The organism is Achromobacter sp. JD417 (assembly GCF_041879325.1).
Classification (GTDB): Bacteria; Pseudomonadota; Gammaproteobacteria; order Burkholderiales; family Burkholderiaceae_B; genus Achromobacter; species Achromobacter mucicolens.
The window spans coordinates 525,625-544,759 of record NZ_CP087159.1 but is presented as its reverse complement, the minus strand read 5'-3'; the positions used below and the strand labels follow the sequence as shown (position 1 = coordinate 544,759).

Annotated in this window: 18 protein-coding genes; 12 read left to right on the top strand and 6 right to left on the bottom strand. The window is 67.5% G+C overall.

Annotated features, from left to right (window positions below):
- Positions 1–72: 72 nt before the first annotated feature.
- The 5 genes from LN047_RS02490 (at position 73) to LN047_RS02470 (ending at position 4,950) form a co-directional block, all read left to right on the top strand.
- On the top strand, positions 73–918 hold the full coding sequence (locus tag LN047_RS02490; protein WP_373982098.1) for a cobalamin-binding protein: 846 nt from the start codon (positions 73–75) through the stop codon (positions 916–918).
- Between the two features lie 139 nt (positions 919–1,057).
- Positions 1,058–1,861 carry a thiazole synthase gene (locus LN047_RS02485; RefSeq protein WP_175236260.1) on the top strand — a complete coding sequence of 268 codons (804 nt, stop codon included), beginning with the start codon at positions 1,058–1,060 and terminating at the stop codon, positions 1,859–1,861.
- Positions 1,858–2,700 (top strand): bifunctional hydroxymethylpyrimidine kinase/phosphomethylpyrimidine kinase, encoded by an 843-nt coding sequence (gene thiD, locus LN047_RS02480; protein ID WP_179690883.1) that lies wholly within the window; start codon positions 1,858–1,860, stop codon positions 2,698–2,700. The genes LN047_RS02485 and thiD overlap by 4 nt, the downstream gene beginning before the upstream one ends.
- Positions 2,701–2,857: 157 nt before the next feature.
- Entirely contained in the window at positions 2,858–3,538 is a 681-nt protein-coding gene (locus tag LN047_RS02475) for a protein-L-isoaspartate O-methyltransferase (RefSeq protein WP_056327622.1), read from the top strand.
- 80 nt (positions 3,539–3,618) lie between these two features.
- Positions 3,619–4,950, top strand: a complete 1,332-nt coding sequence (locus LN047_RS02470) for a TolC family outer membrane protein (RefSeq protein WP_056327531.1) — start codon at positions 3,619–3,621, stop codon at positions 4,948–4,950.
- 682 nt (positions 4,951–5,632) lie between these two features.
- Here LN047_RS02470 and LN047_RS02465 read toward each other — a convergent pair.
- From LN047_RS02465 to ubiE, 6 genes are all read right to left on the bottom strand, one after another.
- On the bottom strand, positions 5,633–6,121 hold the full coding sequence (locus LN047_RS02465; protein ID WP_373981095.1) for an adenylyltransferase/cytidyltransferase family protein: 489 nt from the start codon (positions 6,119–6,121) through the stop codon (positions 5,633–5,635).
- Between the two features lie 19 nt (positions 6,122–6,140).
- Complete coding sequence (locus LN047_RS02460; protein WP_056327535.1) at positions 6,141–7,019, bottom strand: ferritin-like domain-containing protein; 879 nt, start codon at positions 7,017–7,019, stop codon at positions 6,141–6,143.
- Between the two features lie 182 nt (positions 7,020–7,201).
- Positions 7,202–8,755, bottom strand: coding sequence for a ubiquinone biosynthesis regulatory protein kinase UbiB (gene ubiB / locus LN047_RS02455; protein WP_056327537.1), 1,554 nt, complete (start codon positions 8,753–8,755; stop codon positions 7,202–7,204).
- Between the two features lie 3 nt (positions 8,756–8,758).
- On the bottom strand, positions 8,759–9,397 hold the full coding sequence (locus tag LN047_RS02450; RefSeq protein WP_056327539.1) for an SCP2 domain-containing protein: 639 nt from the start codon (positions 9,395–9,397) through the stop codon (positions 8,759–8,761).
- A gap of 181 nt (positions 9,398–9,578) precedes the next feature.
- A complete protein-coding gene (locus LN047_RS02445) occupies positions 9,579–10,589 on the bottom strand; it encodes a Tim44 domain-containing protein (protein WP_373981094.1) in 1,011 nt (336 codons plus the stop codon).
- A 177-nt stretch (positions 10,590–10,766) separates the two neighbouring features.
- The gene (gene ubiE / locus LN047_RS02440; protein WP_056327543.1) at positions 10,767–11,543 is read right to left on the bottom strand and encodes a bifunctional demethylmenaquinone methyltransferase/2-methoxy-6-polyprenyl-1,4-benzoquinol methylase UbiE; all 777 of its coding nucleotides are present in this window, start codon (positions 11,541–11,543) and stop codon (positions 10,767–10,769) included.
- 161 nt (positions 11,544–11,704) lie between these two features.
- On the opposite strand from ubiE, the gene phoB reads away from it, so the two are divergent.
- The 7 genes from phoB (at position 11,705) to LN047_RS02405 (ending at position 19,128) form a co-directional block, all read left to right on the top strand.
- Complete coding sequence (gene phoB, locus LN047_RS02435) at positions 11,705–12,403, top strand: phosphate regulon transcriptional regulator PhoB (protein WP_006227196.1); 699 nt, start codon at positions 11,705–11,707, stop codon at positions 12,401–12,403.
- A 12-nt stretch (positions 12,404–12,415) separates the two neighbouring features.
- Positions 12,416–13,723, top strand: coding sequence for a phosphate regulon sensor histidine kinase PhoR (gene phoR, locus LN047_RS02430; RefSeq protein ID WP_056327544.1), 1,308 nt, complete (start codon positions 12,416–12,418; stop codon positions 13,721–13,723).
- A 52-nt stretch (positions 13,724–13,775) separates the two neighbouring features.
- A complete protein-coding gene (locus tag LN047_RS02425; RefSeq protein WP_373981093.1) occupies positions 13,776–14,510 on the top strand; it encodes a heavy metal response regulator transcription factor in 735 nt (244 codons plus the stop codon).
- Positions 14,507–15,898, top strand: a complete 1,392-nt coding sequence (locus tag LN047_RS02420; RefSeq protein ID WP_175236257.1) for a heavy metal sensor histidine kinase — start codon at positions 14,507–14,509, stop codon at positions 15,896–15,898. Before LN047_RS02425 ends, LN047_RS02420 begins: the two co-directional genes overlap by 4 nt.
- Before the next feature lie 118 nt (positions 15,899–16,016).
- Positions 16,017–16,457, top strand: a complete 441-nt coding sequence (locus LN047_RS02415; RefSeq protein ID WP_373981092.1) for a cupredoxin family protein — start codon at positions 16,017–16,019, stop codon at positions 16,455–16,457.
- Position 16,458: 1 nt separating this feature from the next.
- On the top strand, positions 16,459–18,180 hold the full coding sequence (locus tag LN047_RS02410) for a copper resistance system multicopper oxidase (protein WP_373981091.1): 1,722 nt from the start codon (positions 16,459–16,461) through the stop codon (positions 18,178–18,180).
- 3 nt (positions 18,181–18,183) lie between these two features.
- A complete protein-coding gene (locus LN047_RS02405; RefSeq protein WP_373981090.1) occupies positions 18,184–19,128 on the top strand; it encodes a copper resistance protein B in 945 nt (314 codons plus the stop codon).
- The last annotated feature ends 7 nt before the right edge of the window (positions 19,129–19,135 follow it).

Below are 19,135 nucleotides of genomic sequence, written 5' to 3'. Positions count from 1 at the left end.
CTGGTACTGAAACTTGCGCCGAAGCGGGGTGCGACGCCGGCCTGGAAGTTGGCGCTGGTGTTGGCGCCAACGATGGTGCTGTCTCCGTTGCCGGCCCTTGGCGCGCCTGCCATCCAGGTGCAGGACGACCGCGGCCGCGCCGTCGCGCTGCAGGCGCCCGCCCGGCGCGCCGTCACGCTGGCGCCCCATGCCACCGAACTCGTCTACGCCGCGGGCGCGGGCGGGTTCATCGTGGGCACGGTGCTGGGCAGCGACTACCCGCCCGCCGCCCGCGCGCTGCCCATCATCGGCGACGGCACGCAGCCCGATGCCGAGCGCGTGGCCGCCGCCCGGCCGGACCTCCTGATCGCCTGGCAACCGTCTGCCGCCGAACCGCTGGCGGGCGTGATGGACAAGCTGGGCGTGCCCGTGTTCTACAGCGATCCGCTGACGCTGGACGCCATCCCCGGCGCGGTCGAGCGCATGGGCAAGCTGTTCGGCACCGAACCCGTGGCGAACGCCGCCGCCGCGGACATGCGCGCGCGGTTGGCGGCCCTGCAGGCCCGCTACGCCGGCCGGCGCCCGGTGAAGGTCTTCGTGCAGGCCGGCCTGGACCCGATCTACACCCTGAACAACGCCAGCATCGTCAGCGATGCGCTGCGGCTGTGCGGGGGTGTCAACGTCTTCGGCCAGGCGCCCATCGTGGCGCCGCAGGTCACGCTGGAAGGCGTGCTGGCGGCCCGGCCCGAGGCCGTGCTGGCCGGCGTGTCGCGCCGCGAGGACACGCAGGCAAACCTGGCCGCCTGGCAGGCGATGGGCCTGCCGGCCGCGCGCCAGGGCCACGTCTACGGTGTCGACGCCGACGCGCTGTACCGGCCCGGCCCGCGGCTGATCGACGCGGCCGAGACCCTCTGCGCCGACCTGGACCAGGTGCGCTGACGCGCGCATTCCGCAATTAGTGGAACGCGCCGGCCAGCGTCCCCGCCCTGCCATCCGGCGTCCTGCTTTATCATTCGGCATCAGTCAGCCAGTCCCCGCGGGCCTCGCATCGTGCGCGCCCGCCCTTTGAAGCACCGCCATGACCACACAAGACACGCTCACCATCGCCGGCCGCGCCTATTCGTCGCGCCTGCTCGTCGGAACCGGCAAGTACAAGGACTTCGAACAGACCCGCGCGGCCCTGGACGCCAGCGGCACGGAAATCGTCACCGTCGCCATCCGCCGCACCAACATCGGCCAGAACGCCGGTGAACCGAACCTGCTGGACTACGTCCCCACCTCCAAATTCACGCTGCTGCCCAACACCGCCGGCTGCTACACCGCCGACGACGCCGTGCGCACGCTGCGCCTGGCCCGCGAACTGCTGGACGGCCACGACCTCGTGAAGCTCGAAGTACTGGGCGACCCGCACACCCTGTTCCCCAACATGCCCGAAACGCTCAAGGCCACCAAGACGCTGGTCGATGAGGGGTTCAAGGTCATGGTCTATTGCACGGACGATCCCATCCAGTGCCGCATGCTTGAAGACATGGGCGCCGTGGCCGTCATGCCGCTCGCCTCGCTGATCGGCTCGGGCATGGGCATCCTGAATCCCTGGAACCTGCGCCTCATCATCGACCAGGCCCGCGTGCCGGTCGTGGTCGACGCCGGCGTGGGCACCGCGTCCGACGCCGCCATCGCCATGGAACTGGGCTGCGACGCCGTGCTGATGAACACCGCCATCGCCGCCGCGCGCGACCCCGTCCTGATGGCCAGCGCCATGAAAAAGGGCGTCGAAGCCGGCCGCGAAGCCTTCCTGGCCGGCCGCATGCCCAAGAAGCTGTACAGCGGCGCGCCCAGCTCGCCCACCGAAGGCCTGATCACCGGCGGTCCCGCCAAATGAACTCGCGCCAGCCGGCCGCCAGCGGCCGTCCCATCCCCAACGCGCTGACCATCGCCGGCGTCGACCCGTCCGGCGGCGCCGGCATCCTGGCCGACGTCAAGGCCATGAGCGCGCTGGGCGCGTATGGCTGCGCCATCATCGCCGCGCTCACCGCGCAGAACACGCAGGGCGTCACGGGCATCTCGCCGGTGCCGCCCGCCTTCGTCGGCCTGCAGATCGACACCCTGTTCAGCGACGTGCGCATCGACGCGGTCAAGATCGGCATGCTGGGCCAGCGTCCGGTCATCGAAGTCGTGGCGGAAAAGCTCGCCAAATGGACGCCGGCGCACATCGTGCTGGATCCGGTCATGGTCGCCAAAAGCGGCGACCTGCTGCTGGAGAACGATGCCGTCGGCGCCATGCGCGAAGCCATGCTCCCCCTGACCACCCTGCTCACGCCCAACCTGCCCGAGGCCGGCGTGCTGCTCGAAGAGCGCCCCGTCGAGACCGTCAAGGAAATGCGGCGCGTGGCCGAGCGCCTGCGCAACAAGCTGGCGCATTCGGGCGAGCGCTGGGTGCTGGTCAAGGGCGGCCACCTGCCCGGCAGCGAAACCATCGACCTGCTGCACGACGGCGACCGCATGATCGAACTGCCCGGCCATCGCATCGACACCGCCAACACCCACGGCACCGGCTGCACGCTGTCGGCCGCGCTGGCGGCGCTGCTGCCCCAAATCGGGGACGTACCAGAGTCGGCCAAGCGCGCAAAGGCTTATCTGACTGAGGCCATCCGCCACGCCGAGCGCCTGACGGTCGGCTCAGGCCACGGTCCGGTCCACCACTTCCACGGCTGGTGGTAGGCACGACTGCCCCGCGCAAAGACGGCGCCCCGCAGGGCGCCGTCTGCTTTTCCGGGGTCCGGGCCGCGCCTGAAACATCTGCCGCCCGGGCACGCCGTCACAGGACGCTACGAATCGGTACAATGGCCCGTTGATTCCTCTGTTTTTTCTGACCGTCATGAACGCTTCGACCCTGCCCGACGTAGAACAAGCCCGCTTCAACATGGTGGAACAGCAGATCCGCCCGTGGGACGTCCTGGACGCCAACGTGCTGCAAGCGCTGTTCGATGTGCGCCGCGAACAATTCGTTCCGCCGGCCCTGCGCGGCCTGGCGTTTTCCGACCTGGAGCTGCCGCTCGAGATCAACGCGGTCAACACCCGCGAGAACATGCTCGCCCCCAAGGTCGAAGCACGCCTCGCCCAAGAACTGCTGCTGACCAAGTCCGACTGCGTGCTGGAAATCGGCACCGGCTCCGGCTACCAGGCCGCCCTCTTGGGCTACCTGGCGCAACAAGTCACCTCCGTCGAAATCGACAGCCGCCTGGTGACCTTCGCGCAGCAGAACCTGCAGATGAACAACGTCACCAACGTCAAGGTCGAAACCGGCGACGCCCGCAATGGCTGGGGCTCCACCGAATACGACGCCATCCTGGTCACCGGTTCCGTGCCGGTCGTGCCGGACGCGCTGAAGTACCAGCTGCGCGTGGGCGGCCGCCTTGTCGTGGTCGTGGGCCAGGCGCCCATCATGACTGCCTGTCGCATCACCCGCACCACCGCCGCCAGCTTCGAAACCGTCAAACTCTTCGAAACGGTCATCAAGCCGTTGCGCGGCGTCACGGTGTCGCAGTTCAAGTTCTAACTCCGCAAACCTGCCGCCTGCCGCCCGGCCCCCTTGGGGCCGGCGTCGCGCCCGGCGGCCCGGCGTATCGTTGAAAAATCATGCGCGTCCGATCACTGACGGCTTTACTGGTTTTCACCTGCGCCGCAAGTGCCGGCCCGCTGACTGCGTCCGCCCAGAACCTGGTCCAGGTCTGGCAGGCCGCGCTGGGCAACGACCCCACCTATGCCGCAGCCCGCGCCAACTACCGCGCCGGCCTCGAAAAAGAACCCCAGGCCCGCGCCCTGCTGCTGCCCCTGATCACCGCCGAAGCCGGCGGCGCCTACCAGGAAACCCGCAGCACCCGTGGCCTGTCCTACGCTTACAGCGGCGGTCGCGGCGTCTGGGACCTGGCGCTCACCCAGCCCCTCTTTGACTGGGGCCGCTGGCAGAACTTCGAACAGTCCAAGCTCATCGTCGCCGACGTCGAAGTCCAGCTGCAGCAGGCCTACCAGGACCTGCTGCTACGCGTTGCCGACGCCTACTTCAACGTCCTGTACGCCCAGGACACCCTGACCGCCACCGAAGCCGAAAAGGCCGCCGTCGCCGGCCAACTGGAATCGGCCAAGCGCAACTTCGAACTCGGCAACGCCACCATCACCGACACGTACGAAGCGCAATCGCGCTACGACCTCGTCGTCGCCCAGGAGCTGCGCCTGCAGAACGACCTGGAAGTGCGCCGCGACGAACTGGCCAAGATCATCGGCACGCAACCCGGCGCCCTGTCCGAACTGCCCTACGGCGTGCAACTGCCCGCCCCCCAGCCCGCCCGCATCGCCGACTGGAGCAACCAGGCCGAAACCTCCAGCCTCGAAGTCCTGCGCGCGCAACTCCTTACCCGCATCGCCGGCCGCGAAATCCAGATCGCCAAGAGCGGCCACTACCCCACCCTGAACCTGCGCGCCACCAGCGGCAGCGCCAGCGACGCCGTCATGCGCAACGCCGCCCCCGGCAAGCCCATCGACAACACCATCGGCGTGGTCCTGTCCATTCCCCTGTATTCCGGCGGCGGCGTGTCCTCGCAAGTCACGGAAAAGGTCGAACTGGAACAAAAAGCCCGCTACGACTACGAAACCGCCCGCCGCCAGGCCGTCCAAGCCACCCGCCAGTACTACACCGGCGTCACCAGCGGCCTGGCCCGCATCCAGGCCCTGGAAGCCGGCGAAAAATCCAGCCGCGCCGCCGTCGAAGCCAACCGCACCGGCTACGAGGTCGGCGTCCGCATCAACCTGGACGTCCTGAACGCCCAGCAACAGCTCTACGCCACCCAACGCGACCTGGCCCTCGCCCGCTACAGCACGGTGCTCTCCGGCCTGCGCCTGAAGGCCACCAGCGGCATCCTGGCGGAATCAGACCTGGAAGCCATCAACCGCCTGCTACGCACGCCGCGCTGAGCGAGCAAGCAACAACGGGTGACACCCGAGCCCCGGTGTGGCCCCAAGGTCGCGCCACAGGCGTCTGACTGAGCTAACTCGCGCCACCCGATGGCGCCACCGGTGTCTGACACCCCTGAAGCACTGTCTCCAACCCAAGATCCTCTCCGCGGGTGTCAGACACCTAATCACCACCCCCTCCGTCAGCGCGCGAGCGCACACCGCCACGACGCCCCACCACCCCGATGCCGATTGCCGCCGCCCGGGCGGCAGCAATTCGGCGGCCCCGCAATTCCCCTTCCCTGTCCACAGGTCTTGTAGCGCGCAAACCAAAGACCCTGGCAGCACGGCGTCGCGGTCACCGTGGGTGCGAGCGCCGTCGATGCGCCCGAGGGAATCTGAAGGGAAGGCCGAAGGCCTGGACGAAGATGACGAAGGGGCAGTCCGGAGCGAAGGCTCCGGACCGCAATCGTGGGCGATCGTGCCCACGGTGACCGCGGCGCCGGGCGACCTACGAAGATCTGCAGCACCACCTACGAAGATCGGCATCACCGACCTAAAAAGCCCCGCAGCATCGACCCACAAAGCCCGGCATCACCGGTCTACGAAGCCCCGCAGCACCAACCTACCAAGCCCAAGGCACAAAAGAAAAGGCGGCCACCCAGGCCGCCTCACATTCATCCAGCACCTCAATTCAAAGCATTCAACCGCCCTGAATCTTCTTCACCAACGCCGTCGTAGACCGCTGGAACTCAAAGGGAATCGCAACCGCACTCCCCCCCCAAGTCTTCACCAACGCCGTCTCCGGCAACGTCTCCATGTCGTAATCGCCACCCTTGACGATCAGATCCGGCCTCAGCTCCCCGATCAACGCCTCAGGCGTATCCTCGGAAAACGACGTCACCGCCGACACAAACCCCAACGCCGCCAGCAACGCCGCCCGATCTTCCATGCGATTGAGCGGGCGCTCCGCCCCCTTGCCAAGCCGCCGCACCGATTCATCGGTATTCACGGCGACAATCAGCGTCGCGCCCAGCTGCGCCGCCTGGTCCAGATACGTCGCGTGCCCCCGATGCAGGATGTCGAACACCCCGTTGGTGAACACCAGCGGCCGCGGAAAGCGGCCAGCGGCGACGGCGGCGACGAGTTCGTCGCGGGACAGGACCTTGGATTCGAAACGGGCGGCAGGCATGCGGCGATTATAGGAGGGATCAGCTGCCCGCCAGGATAATCTCTTTGTCCTTCGGAACGATCAGCGCCGTCATTTCCTTGCGGTAGCGGTTCAGATCCTTCACCGTCTCGAAGCTGCGATCCATCAGCTTGGACAGGATGTGCAGGATGCGGCTGGCCACCTTCTGCTCCCACACGCCGTCAAAGCGGATCTGCGTGTCCAGCCAGTGTTCCAGCCAGCCCGGCTCCGGCAGGCGCGACTGCACCGTGTCGTTCGGGAACAGATCCTTGTTCACGTGCAGATTCGTCGGATGCAACGCCTGCTGCGTGCGTCCCGCCGAAGCCATCAGCACCCCGATCTTCGAGAACGCCAGACGGGCTTGCTCGCTCGTTTCCTGCCCGCGGTCGTGCAGCGCACGGCGCATGTATTGCAGGTAGGCGCCCGCGTGACGGGCCTCGTCCTGCGCCACCGTCTTGTAGATCGCCTTGATGACAGGCTCCGTGTGCCAGTCGGCCGCGCGGCGGTACCAGTGGTTCAGGCGGATCTCGCCGCAGAAATGCAGCATCAGCGTTTCGAGTTCCGGAGCCTGATCGAATTCAAAGCGCACGTTGTGCAGCTCTTCTTCGGTGGGCACCAGATCCGGCCGGAAGCGGCGCAGATACTCGATCAGCACCAGGGAATGCTTTTGTTCTTCAAAGAACCAGACCGACATGAACGCGCAGAAATCACTGTCGCCGCGGTTGTCGCGCAGGAACATCTCGGTGGCCGGCAACGCCGCCCACTCCGTGATGGCGTTCATCTTGATCGTGTGGGCCTGCTCGTCCGAGAGCTTGCTGCGGTCGAAATCGCCCCAGGGAATATCGTGCGCCATGTTCCAGCGCACGGCTTCCATGGTCTTGAAGAGTTCAGGATAAAGCATGTTCTGCCCTTGTATTCGTCCCGCTAGTGGGGCTATGAAAATTGATGAATGGCGCGCGCGTTCTTATAGGCGTCGGCGCTGCATGCCACCTCTCGCAGCGCTATTTTTCGCCGTCTCCCGCGAAGCTATGATGACCGTTTCATGAATGAAACATGACAGTAAGGTCTAGATCATCGCGCCGCCTATCGGGTCAGCGCCCATATCGCGACCCCCACCGCCAGCGCCAGCACGCCAACCAGCGCTGCAACCAGCCGGTTGTTCTGCTCTTGTGCGCGACGTAGCTGCATCATCTCGGCCAGCATCGCCGGCGAGACATTGGGGCGGCTCAGATGGTCATGGACCAGCCTGGGCAGGGCGGGCAGCATCTGCGACCACTGCGCTGCCTCTTTTTCCAGGCTTTGCCGCAGGCCCTTGAATCCGACACGCTGGCGCATCCAGCGTTCCAGATAGGGCTTGGCGGTCTTCCAGAGATCGAGGTTGGGGTCGAGCTGACGCCCCAGTCCCTCAACGTTCAGCAGGGTCTTCTGCAACAGGACCAGCTGCGGCTGGATCTCGACGTTGAAACGGCGCGAGGTCTGGAAGAGCCGCAGCAGCACCTGCCCCAGCGAGATCTCCGACAACGGCCGGTCAAAATAGGGTTCGCAGACGGCACGCACCGCGCCTTCCAGTTCTTCCTCGCGCGTATCCGGCGGCACCCAGCCCGACTCGATATGCAGTTGCGCCACGCGGCGGTAGTCGCGGTGAAAGAACGCCAGGAAATTCTGCGCCAGGTAATTCTTGTCGAACTCGGACAGCGAGCCCACGATGCCGAAGTCCAGCGCGATGTAGCTGCCCAGCGTGTCCGGGCGGTCTGACACGTAGATGTTGCCCGGGTGCATGTCGGCGTGGAAAAAGCCGTCGGTAAAGACCTGCGTGAAGAAGATCTCGACGCCCGTGCGCGCCAGCGTCGGAATGTCGATGCCGGCCTCGCGCATGCGCTCGACCTGGCCCACCGGCATGCCGTACATGCGCTGCATCGTGAACACGGTGGAAGCCGTGTATTCCCAGATCACCTCGGGCACGATCAGCATGTCGCCACGCCCCGATTCCGGACCGAAGTTGCGGCGCAGCTGGCTGCAATTGGACGCCTCGCGCACCAGGTCCAGCTCGTCGTGCAGGTACTTGTCGAATTCGGCCACGACCTCGCGCGGCTTCAGGCGGCGGCCGTCCGGGCCCAGGCGCTCGATGATGCGCGCCACCACCTTCAGCAGCGACATGTCTTTTTCGATGATGCTGAGCATGCCCGGACGCAGCACCTTCACGGCGACTTCACGGCCGTCGTGCAGCACCGCGAAGTGCACCTGCGCAATCGACGCCGACGCCACCGGGTCCACATCGAACTGCGCGAACAGCTTTTCGGGCGGCGCGCCCAGCGCCGCCTCGATGCAGGCCGCTGCCTGCGCCGACGGGAACGGCGGCACGCGGTCCTGCAGCAGCGCCAGTTCGTTGGCGATGTCGGCGGGGATCAGATCTCGGCGGGTGGACAGCACCTGCCCGAACTTCACGAAGATCGGGCCCAGCGATTCCAGGGCAAGTCGCAGCCGTTGCCCGCGCGGCGAACGCGGGCGCGTGCCCAGGCGCATGACGCGCAGCAGGCAGGTGGCCAGCGGATGATTCAGGCTGGACAGCACCAGCTCATCCAGGCCGTAGCGCAGCGAGACGACGATGATGCGAAACAGGCGCAGCAAGGGGAACATGGATCAAGCGCCCCGCTTTGCGCCGGCCGTGGCCAGGCGGGTTTGCAGCGCAGCCGCGGAACGCGCCAGCGCGTCGGCGCGGGTGTTCAGGTCGGCCAGGTCCAGGCGCCATTGCTCAAGGGCCGGACGGCCCGCCAGCACACCGCTTTCCTCGGACAGGTATTCGGATACGTTTTCGGCCAGGCGCTTGCCCGCCGTGCGCGCGCCATCCGACACGGCGCGCGCGCCGCCCACGATGCGCAGCGCGGCGATGTCGCCCACCACGCGGGCCAACGCGTCCTCCGGGTCCCAGCGCAACTGCTTGGACAAATCGGCAACCACCTGAGCCAGCGCCGCGTCGCCTGAAATATGCGTGGCCTCGGCAAAATCCGGCTTCTCGTGCCCGGCGCCCAGGCGCGGCAGCGGCAGCTTCTCGGGCGACACCGTCAGCGTCACGTCGGGCACCACGGCCGGATCAGCCTGATCGGCCAGCCCTTCGCTATCGATGGACAGGCCCAGCGTGAAGCCGCCCATGGCAAACCGGACGGTCTTGCCGGCATGCCGAGCCAGGCGTTCGCGCGCCCAGTCCTCGCGCCGCAGCAAGGCATTGAGGGCGCTGATGGCCAGACGCTTCGGTGTGGGCAGGAACGAAAAAGGCAGCATGGCGGTTGCAAGAACCCTGAGAGGGCTTGCCGAAGTTGATGGGTAAATCGGGAGTGTAACGGGTTAGATGGGAGCCTGTTTTGCGAAGGCACATTGAAAAACCGGCCCTTTGGGGGCCGGTTCGGGCGGACGCCTTGCGGCGCCCGCGGCAGATGGCCGGTTGCGAGCCGGACCGCCAGGTTTAGCTGGCGTGTTCCACCGGGATCTGCTGGATGCCGGCCAGCAACCAGCCGCCATTGGCCGGCTTGAACAGGTTCCAGACTTCCTCGAAGCGGAACGCTTCGGTGCCCGGCGCCTCGCGCAGCATGCCCGAGAAGCGCACGCTGGCCAGGTGGCCGTCGGAGACGGTCTCGATGCCCAGCATCTCGGCATTCAGCAGGACCACTTCGGTCTTGTTGGGCGCCGCGCCGCGTTCGGCCAGCTGCGGCTTGAGCTCGGTGATCAGGTCGTCGGTCAGGAATTCGCGCAGACCGTCGGTGCTGCCGCTGTCCCAGACCGCCTGGATGCGGACGAACTGTTCCTTGGCTTGCTTCAGGAAGTTCGGCGTGTCGAAATCGCCCGGCACGAACCAGTTGTTGTCGTCGCCCGCCTTGGGCAGGACAGCCGGCGGCTCGACCGGCGCGGCGGCCACCGGAGCGGCAGCGGCGGCAGGCGCGGCGGCGCCCGGCTTCAGCGATTCACGCCACATGGGCTGCTGTTGCTGGCCCGAGGCGTTGTTGGCCCCGCCGAACGCACCCTGCGTGGCAGTGCGCGGACCGGCGCCGCGCAGGCGGCGGATGATGAACATGACGGCGAAGACCACGGCGGCGATCAGCAGCGCGGACGACAGGAACTCCAGGAACGCGCCGGACAGGCCCATGCTGGAGAGCAGCGCCGCGATACCAAGGCCGGCGGCGATGCCGGCGATGGGACCCAGCCAACGCGAGGCGCCGCTCTTGGCGGCGGCGCCTGCCGCGCCGGCCGTGGCAGCACCGGCAGCTGCCGGTGCGGCGGTGGCGCCCGCGGTGTTGTTGGTGGCAGCCGGCGGCGTGGTGGCCTGGCGCTGCGTCGTGACATTGGAGGACTGGCGGCCGACACTGGAGCCGCCGCCTGCGCGGCGAGCTTCGGCGTCAAACGACGCCGTCACCAGCGCCGCGCCCGAAACGGCGATGAGCGCCGCGGCGACAAAGCGCGAAAGACTGAATTTAGACATGAGTTTGCTCCCTCGTACTCGCGCCCCCGCTGCCCCGAGCAACGGGAGGGCCCCGCAATGCGCGGGGCCATCTGCGCGACTTTTCTTACAGTAATCTGAATGGCGTAAGAATAACGGACAAGCCGCCGCCCCACAAGTTCCCCGCGGGGTGGCGAAATCCGCCGTGGTCGCCGGGCGTCAGCCCAGGCGCACGCCTTCGTGCAACGCGGCGATGCCCGCCGTCAGGTTGAAGTACTGCACCCGCTCCAGGCCGGCGGTGCGCAGCATGTCGGCCAGGGTTTCCTGGTCCGGGTGCATGCGGATCGATTCGGCCAGGTAACGATAGCTGGCCTCGTCCTTGGCGATCTTCTTGCCCAGCCACGGCAGCACGTTGAAGGAATACCAGTCGTAGGCCGGGGACAGGGGCTTGGCGATGCGCGAGAACTCCAGGACGAGCAGCTTGCCGCCCGGCTTGAGCACGCGGGTCATTTCGGCCAGCGCGCGGTCCTTGTGGGTCATGTTGCGCAGGCCGAAGGCCACGCTGACGCGGTCGAAATAACCGGTGGGGAACGGCAGGCGCTCGGCGTCGCACACGGCGGCGGGCACCAGCAGGCCGGCGTCGGTCAGCCGGTCGCGGCCCACGCGCAGCATGGAATCATTGATGTCGGTCAGCCAGACCTCGCCCGTGGGGCCGGCGCGCTTGGCGAACGCGCGCGCCAGGTCGCCCGTGCCGCCGGCAATGTCCAGCACCTTCATGCCGGGGCGGATGGCCGCGCGGCCAATCGTGAACGCCTTCCAGACGCGGTGCAGGCCCGCCGACATGAAATCGTTCATGACGTCGTAGCGCTGGGCGACCGAATGGAACACTTCGGCAACCTTGCGGGCCTTTTCGCTTTCGGGGACCGATTGGAAGCCGAAGTGCGTGGAGGTCGAGCCGGCGCCGGCGGATTGTTGCGATTCGGAGGGGTTTTGCATGGTGTATTCCCGATATATCGTTCAATGGTAGCCTATCGGGCGCGCGCCTGCGGCGGACGAGCCCGCCAGATGGCGCGCTGCGGTCACATACCTGAAATATTGCGGCCATACTATCGCAATGTTCGCGCCGCGCCGGCGCTCCGAAGTGTGCCCAATTCGATATGTCCAGCACCATCCTCGTCGTCGAAGACGAACCCGCCATCCAGGAATTGATCGCCGTCAACCTGTCCTTCGCCGGCCACAAGGTGCTGCGCGCCTTCGACGCCGACCAGGCCCAGACGCTGATCCGTGCCGAGCTTCCCGACCTGATCCTGCTGGACTGGATGCTGCCCGGCACCTCTGGCCTGGCCATGGCCCGCAAGCTGCGCAACGACGAGCGCACCCGCGCCGTCCCGGTCATCATGCTGACCGCCAAGGGCTCCGAGCAGGACAAGGTCGACGGCCTGGAAGCCGGCGCCGACGACTACATCACCAAGCCCTTCTCGCCCAAGGAGCTGATGGCCCGCATCAAGGCCGTGCTGCGCCGCCGCGCCCCCCAGCTCACGGACGACGTCATCGACGTCGGCGGCCTGAAGCTGGATCCGGTGACGCATCGCCTGTCGGGCAACAGCCAATCCCTGCAGATCGGCCCCACCGAATTCCGCCTGCTCCACTTCTTCATGACGCACCCCGAGCGCGTGTTCTCCCGCTCGCAGCTCCTGGATCAGGTGTGGGGCGACCACGTCTTTGTCGAAGAGCGCACGGTCGACGTGCACATCCGCCGCCTGCGCAAGGCCCTGGAACCCAGCGGCCATGACGCGCACGTCGAAACGGTCCGCGGCAGCGGCTATCGGTTTACGGCACAGCTCCCGACGCGGTAAAACGTGCGCACGATGATCTGGCTGCGCACCCTTATTCTGGTCGTCCTGTGGGCGGCATTTGCCTTGTTGGCGCAATGGCTCATTGGAGACCCCGCGGGCTGGATCGTGTTTTCGGTAGCACTGTGTGCCATGCTGCTCTGGCGCAGCTGGCGCCTGTCGCTGGTGTCCAAATGGGCCAATCACCCGGATTCCGCCCCGCCGGCCTCCGTGGGCCCGTGGGATGACATTCTTGCCCCGCTCTATCGTTACACCCGCGCCCGCGCGCGCGAGCTGGCTGAAACCCGCGACACCATGCAAGGGATGCTGGCGGCTGCCCAGGCCCTGCCCGACGGCGCCGTCACGCTGAACGAGGATTTCCAGATCGACTGGTGCAACCGCATGGCGCGCCAGCATCTGGGCCTGCGCCTGCCGGCCGACCGCGGCCACAATCTGCTGAACCTGCTGCGGGCCCCGGAATTTGTGGAATACGCGCATCGCCCGTCCTGGCCCGAGCCCATTCTGGTGCGGCTGGGTCAGCAAGGCCAGGAACGGCTGATGATGATGCAGCTCACTGCATACGCGAGCAACCAGCGCCTGCTCATCACCCGCGACGTGACCCAGATCGAACGCCTGGAAACCACGCGCCGCGACTTCGTCGCCAACGTGTCGCACGAATTGCGCACGCCGCTGACGGTGCTGGCGGGCTTTCTGGAAACGCTGCGCGACATGCCCGACGAGGCGCTGCCCAAAGAGCAGCGCGAACAATACATCGACATGATGTACGAGCAGGCCCACCGCATGCAGGCCATCGTGGAAGACCTGCTGACGCTGTCCACATTGGAATCGTCGCCGGGCAGCGATCCGCGCGCCGTCAACATGGGCGCGCTGCTGCAAAAGGCGCGCCAGCAGATCGAGGCCTTGTCGGGCGGCCGTCATCAACTGGTCTGGCACATCGACGAAACCCTGGACGTGCTGGGCGCCGAAAACGAACTGACGTCGGCGCTTTCCAACCTGCTGACCAACGCCGTGCGCTACACGCCGGACGGCGGCACCATCACCGTCCGCTGGGAACGCGACCCCGAAGGCGGCGCATGCTACAGCGTGCAGGACACCGGCATCGGCATCCCGGCGCGCCACCTGCCGCGCCTGACCGAACGTTTTTACCGCGTGGACCGGGGCCGCTCGCGCGCCGTCGGCGGCACCGGGCTGGGGCTGGCGATCACCAAGCACATCGCCATGCGGCACGACGCCGAACTGCTCATCACCAGCGAACCCGGCAAGGGCAGCGTCTTCTCGCTGCGCTTTCCCGCCGACCGCATCGCCATCGCCGAAACGGCGTGATTCCGCCCGCCTGCCCGCCTGACGGCGGCGCGCGGGTGGTAAATTTTTGGCCATGCGCATCCTGGTCATCGAAGACGAACCCAAACTGGCCGACTACCTGAAGAAGGGGCTGTCGGAGCAAAGCCACGTCGTGGACGTGGCGCGCGACGGCGTGGACGGCCGCCACCTCGCGCTTGAAGGCGCGTACGACCTCATCGTGCTGGACGTGATGCTGCCCGGCGTGGATGGCTTCGAGATCCTGGCCTCGGTGCGCGCGCAAAAAGACACTCCCATCCTGATGCTGACGGCCCGAGACGCGGTGGAAGACCGGGTCCGCGGCCTGGAAGGCGGCGCCGACGACTACCTGGTCAAACCCTTCGCGTTCTCGGAACTCTTGGCGCGGGTGCACGCGCTGCTGCGCCGCGGCCGCTCGCAGGAGCCCACGCTGCTGCGCCTGGCGGACCTGGAGATGGATCTGGCGCGCCGGCGCGCCCAGCGCGGCGGCCAGCGGCTGGACCTGACCGCCAAGGAATTCAGCCTGCTGGCGCTTCTGCTGCGCCGCCAGGGGCAGGTGCTGTCGCGCACCACCCTGGCCGAACAGGTCTGGGACATGAACTTCGACAGCGACACCAACGTCATCGACGTCGCGGTGCGGCGCCTGCGCGGCAAGCTGGACGACCCCTACGCCACGAAACTGCTGCACACCGTGCGCGGCATGGGATACGTGCTGGAATCGCGCCCGGCGGATGGCCGCCCCGCGGATGGCCGCCCCGCGGGGGGCCGCCCCGCTGACGGCCACGCCGGATGAGCCGCCCCCGCGTGCGCTCCATGCAGGCGCGGCTGACGCTGCTGCTGGGCGCCATCGCGCTGTTTGTTTCCAGCGTGGCGGGCGCCACCCTTTTCTGGGCGCTCAAGCGCGAAGTCGAGCGCCAGGAGATCACCGAAGTCAGCGGCAAGCTCGAGCTCATCGACCACTTGATCGACATGCAGAACAGCGCGAGCGGCCTGCACGACCTGGCGGCCACCTTCGATCAGATGCGCGCGGGCCAGGGGCAGCTTGGCATCTGGATCGTGGACGCGCAGGGCCAGGCCGTCTATGGCGGCGCCGCGCCCGAAACGCTGGAAACCACGGATGGCCGGCAGGTTCTCTTGCAGACGCCGGATGGCGGGCGCATGCGGGGCCTGCGCGTTGCCATGAACGATCGCATCCTGCCCGGCGCGCAGCTGACCGTGGCGGTCAGCACGCGCACCAGCGCGCAATTCCTCTATGCCTACGGCACGGCGCTGGCGCTGATCTGCGCGTTGTGGGTGGGCGCGACGGTCGTCCTGGCCGCGTGGGCCGTGCGGCGCAGCATGGCGCCCGCGCGGCGGCTGTCCGGGCAGGCCGCGGCCATCCAGCCCGACAACCTGGCGCGCCGCCTGCCGCTGCAAGACACCGACCGCGAGCTGCATGAACTGGTGCGGTCCTTCAACCGCACACTGGACCGGCTGCAGGCCGCCTATCAGCAGATGGAGGGCTTTAACGCCGATGTGGCGCACGAACTGCGCACGCCGCTGGCGACCCTCATCAATGGCACGCAGGTCATGCTGTCGTCGCCGCGCGATGCGGCCGAGCTGCGAGATGCGCTGGAATCCAACCTGGAAGAACTGGAAGACCTGAAGACGCTGGTCAACGACATGCTGTTCCTGGCGCGGGCCGACCGCGGCGAGCGCGCTGCCGACCTGGCGCCGGTGTCGCTGGCCGCCGAAGCCCGGCGCGTCGCCGAATACTACGAGGCCACGCTGGAAGAACACGCCGTGCGCCTGCGCTGCGTGGGCGACGCCACTGTGGCCGCCAACCGGGGGCTGGCGCGCCGCGCGCTGGCCAACCTGATCTCCAACGCCATCAAGGCGACGCCCCCGGGCGGCGAGATCGTGCTGACGTGCACCCCCACCGCGCGCGGGGCGCGGGTCACGGTCCACAACCCCGGCACGCCTATCCCGCCCGCGGACCTGCCCCGGATCTTCGACCGCTTTTTCCGCTCCGGCCAGACGCGCGCGCCACGCAGCGAAGGTCACGGCCTGGGCCTGGCCATCGTCCGCGCCATTGCCCGCATGCACGGCGGCGACGTGGATGCGGCGTCCGGCGCCGCCGGCACCGTGGTCGGCATCACCTTCAACAACCCGGCGCCGGCCGCGAACATTACAAAAACGTAATCTGCGCGACAGGATCGGGTCACCCCGGTCTTCCTACAGTGTCATCACGCCCATTCCCATTGCAAGGATTCCCGTGAAAGGCACCCAGTTACGCACTTGCGCCGCCGCATTGGCACTGATGATGTCCGCCGCCGCGTTCGCCGCAGGCGACCATGCGCACGGCGGCCACGCGCCGTCCGCGGCGGCCGCGCCCATCGGCGCGCCGGGCGACCCCGCCCGCGTCACGCGCACCATTGACGTCGACATGACCGACGCCATGCGCTTCACGCCCGCCAGCATCGATGTCAAGGCCGGCGAAACCGTGCGGCTGAACGTGCGCAATTCCGGGAAGATCCGGCACGAACTCGTGCTGGGCACCGACGCCGACCTGAAGGCGCATTACGCCATGATGATGAAGGACCCCGGCATGCGTCACGATGAACCCAACGCGGTGTCGCTGGACGCGGGCAAAAGCGGCCAGATCGTCTGGCGCTTCGGCAACGCCGGCACGGTGTCCTTCGGCTGCCTGGAGCCAGGCCATTACGGCGCCGGCATGAAGGGCGCCGTCTCGGTGCTGTGACATGACTACGCACACGCTCACGACCCGCCGCCGCTTCGTGCAGGGCCTGGCCGCCGGCGGCGCGCTCGCCGCGCTGGGCGGCTGGCGCCAGGCATCGGCCCAGTCCGGCGCAGCAGCGGCCGCCGAACTGCGCGGCACCGAGTTTCACCTGGAGATCGGCGAGACGCCCGTCAACTTCACGGGCGCCACGCGCGTGGCCACCACAGTCAACGGCCGCCTGCCCGCGCCGCTGCTGCGCTGGCGCGAGGGCGATACGGTGACGCTGCACGTCACCAACCGGCTGCGCGAGCAGACCTCCATCCATTGGCACGGCATCCTGCTGCCCACCGGCATGGATGGCGTGCCCGGCCTGAGCTTTGCCGGCATCGACCCCGGCCAGACGTTCACGTACCGTTTCGACGTGCGCCAAAGCGGCACCTACTGGTATCACAGCCACTCGGGATTCCAGGAACAGACGGGCCTGTACGGCGCCATCGTCATCGACCCGCGCCACCGCGATCCCATCGCCTCCGACCGCGACTACACGGTGCTGCTGTCGGACTGGACGGACGAAGACCCGATGCGCGTGTTCGACAAGCTGAAGGTGATGCCGGATTACTACAACCGCATCCAGCCCAGCATGCAAAGCCTGGCAGACAACGCCGGGGACAAGGGATGGCGCGCGGCGCTTGCCGACCGGCTGATGTGGGAACGCATGCGCATGAATCCGACGGATCTGGCCGACGTGTCCGGCGCAACCTACACCTACCTCACCAACGGCGCCACGCCCGCGGCCAACTGGACGGGCCTTTTCAAGCCGGGAGAGCGGGTGCGGCTGCGGTTCATCAACGGCTCGGCCATGACGTACTTCGACGTCCGGATCCCGGGCCTGACGATGACCGTCGTGGCCGCCGACGGCCAGGATGTCCGCCCAGTCGATATCGAGGAATTTCGCATCGGCGTCGCTGAAACCTATGACGTGATCGTGGAACCTTCACAGGACCGCGCCTACACGATCTTCTCGCAAGCCATGGATAGATCGGGCTATGCGCGCGCCACGCTGGCGCCCCGCGCCGGCATGCAGGCAAGCGTGCCCGAGATGGACCGTGTGCAGGTGCTGGGCATGATGGACATGGGCATGGCCCACGACATGAGCGGGTCGCAGCCGATGCCGGCCGGACACGCCGGGCACGGCGCGGGCGCGGACCAGGGCGGCATGGTCGAGGTCAGGCACCCCTATCCCGCCGAGCGCGGCGTGGGCAATTCCATGCTGCCTGACGTGGTGTCGACGCGCCTGGACGATCCCGGCCCCGGACTGCGCGGCAACGGCCGCCGCGTGCTGACGTATGCGGACTTGCGGTCGGTGCGGGAGCCCGACGACAACCGCGCGCCCTCGCGCGAGATCGAGCTGCACCTGACGGGCAACATGGAGCGCTACATGTGGTCGTTCAACGGCGTGAAGTTCTCGGACGCGCGGCCCATCGTGCTGCGCCACGGCGAGCGCGTGCGCTTTGTGCTGGTCAACGACACGATGATGACGCATCCCATCCATCTGCACGGCCTGTGGAGCGACCTGGAATCCCCGGACGGCGCGTTCCAGGTCCGCAAGCACACGATCTCGTTGAACCCGGCGCAGCGCATCAGCTATCGCGTCAGCGCCGACACGCGTGGGAACTGGGCCTACCACTGCCATCTGCTGTATCACATGGAGGCCGGCATGTTCAGGGCGGTCGTGGTGGAGTAAACGATGAAGCCGATCAGTTTCCAGAAACACGCGCCGGCCCTTTGCGCCATCGCCCTCGCGCTGGCGCCCCCCTTGGCCGCGGCGCAAGCGTCGCAAATGGATCATGCCGGCATGACCGGGATGGACCACGGCTCGATGAACCACGGCCAGGCGCCGTCACCGGAAAGCCCGGAAAGCCACCAGGGAATGGACCACGCAGAGGCGAACCATGACGCGCCCGCCGCAGACGCCCCGCCCGTCGGCAGCCTGCCCGCAAGCGATGGCGAAGGCCCGCGCGGCTACGACAGCTACGGCATCCATCCGCACATGATGGACAACGCGCCCACGTGGCAGGTACTGTTCGACAAATTCGGCGCATCGCGCAATCGCAACGGGCAGAACGCGCTCGAATGGGATGGCCGCTTCTGGTTCGGCACCGCCACGGACCGCCTGCTCGTCAAGAGCGAGGGCGAGCGCGAAAGCGGCGGCGGGTCGGACGGCAAGGTCGAGGCCTTCTGGAGCCACGCCATCTCGCCCTTCTGGGATCTGCAACTGGGTGCGCGCCGGGACATTGGCGCAGGCCCCAAGCGCAACTGGGCCGCGGTCGGCGTCGAGGGCTTGCTGCCCTACAACATCGAACTGACGGCCACCGCCTATGCAGGCCCGTCAGGCCGCAGCGCCCTGGCGCTGAAGGCCGAGTACGATCTGCTGCTGACCCAGCGCCTGATATTCACGCCCGAACTGCAAGCCAGCGTCTACGGCAAGAACGACCCGCAACGCGGCATCGGTTCCGGTCTGTCGCAGGGATCCCTGTCCCTGCGCCTGCGTTACGAGGTCACGCGCGAATTCGCCCCCTACGTTGGCGTATCCTTTGAACGGAAGTTCGGCCAGACGGCGAGCTATGCCTCGGATGCCGGTGAAAGCCGATCGCAGGCAGCCGTCATCGCGGGCGTGCGGTTCTGGTTCTGACCGGCCC

What these genes read in the sequence shown, in the direction of transcription:
- LN047_RS02490 (WP_373982098.1), top strand. Translation starts at nt 73, where the DNA reads ATGGTGCTGTCTCCGTTGCCGGCCCTTGGCGCGCCTGCCATCCAGGTG.
- LN047_RS02485 (WP_175236260.1), top strand. Translation starts at nt 1,058, where the DNA reads ATGACCACACAAGACACGCTCACCATCGCCGGCCGCGCCTATTCGTCG.
- thiD (WP_179690883.1), top strand. Translation starts at nt 1,858, where the DNA reads ATGAACTCGCGCCAGCCGGCCGCCAGCGGCCGTCCCATCCCCAACGCG.
- LN047_RS02475 (WP_056327622.1), top strand. Translation starts at nt 2,858, where the DNA reads ATGAACGCTTCGACCCTGCCCGACGTAGAACAAGCCCGCTTCAACATG.
- LN047_RS02470 (WP_056327531.1), top strand. Translation starts at nt 3,619, where the DNA reads ATGCGCGTCCGATCACTGACGGCTTTACTGGTTTTCACCTGCGCCGCA.
- LN047_RS02465 (WP_373981095.1), bottom strand. Translation starts at nt 6,121, where the DNA reads ATGCCTGCCGCCCGTTTCGAATCCAAGGTCCTGTCCCGCGACGAACTC.
- LN047_RS02460 (WP_056327535.1), bottom strand. Translation starts at nt 7,019, where the DNA reads ATGCTTTATCCTGAACTCTTCAAGACCATGGAAGCCGTGCGCTGGAAC.
- ubiB (WP_056327537.1), bottom strand. Translation starts at nt 8,755, where the DNA reads ATGTTCCCCTTGCTGCGCCTGTTTCGCATCATCGTCGTCTCGCTGCGC.
- LN047_RS02450 (WP_056327539.1), bottom strand. Translation starts at nt 9,397, where the DNA reads ATGCTGCCTTTTTCGTTCCTGCCCACACCGAAGCGTCTGGCCATCAGC.
- LN047_RS02445 (WP_373981094.1), bottom strand. Translation starts at nt 10,589, where the DNA reads ATGTCTAAATTCAGTCTTTCGCGCTTTGTCGCCGCGGCGCTCATCGCC.
- ubiE (WP_056327543.1), bottom strand. Translation starts at nt 11,543, where the DNA reads ATGCAAAACCCCTCCGAATCGCAACAATCCGCCGGCGCCGGCTCGACC.
- phoB (WP_006227196.1), top strand. Translation starts at nt 11,705, where the DNA reads ATGTCCAGCACCATCCTCGTCGTCGAAGACGAACCCGCCATCCAGGAA.
- phoR (WP_056327544.1), top strand. Translation starts at nt 12,416, where the DNA reads ATGATCTGGCTGCGCACCCTTATTCTGGTCGTCCTGTGGGCGGCATTT.
- LN047_RS02425 (WP_373981093.1), top strand. Translation starts at nt 13,776, where the DNA reads ATGCGCATCCTGGTCATCGAAGACGAACCCAAACTGGCCGACTACCTG.
- LN047_RS02420 (WP_175236257.1), top strand. Translation starts at nt 14,507, where the DNA reads ATGAGCCGCCCCCGCGTGCGCTCCATGCAGGCGCGGCTGACGCTGCTG.
- LN047_RS02415 (WP_373981092.1), top strand. Translation starts at nt 16,017, where the DNA reads ATGATGTCCGCCGCCGCGTTCGCCGCAGGCGACCATGCGCACGGCGGC.
- LN047_RS02410 (WP_373981091.1), top strand. Translation starts at nt 16,459, where the DNA reads ATGACTACGCACACGCTCACGACCCGCCGCCGCTTCGTGCAGGGCCTG.
- LN047_RS02405 (WP_373981090.1), top strand. Translation starts at nt 18,184, where the DNA reads ATGAAGCCGATCAGTTTCCAGAAACACGCGCCGGCCCTTTGCGCCATC.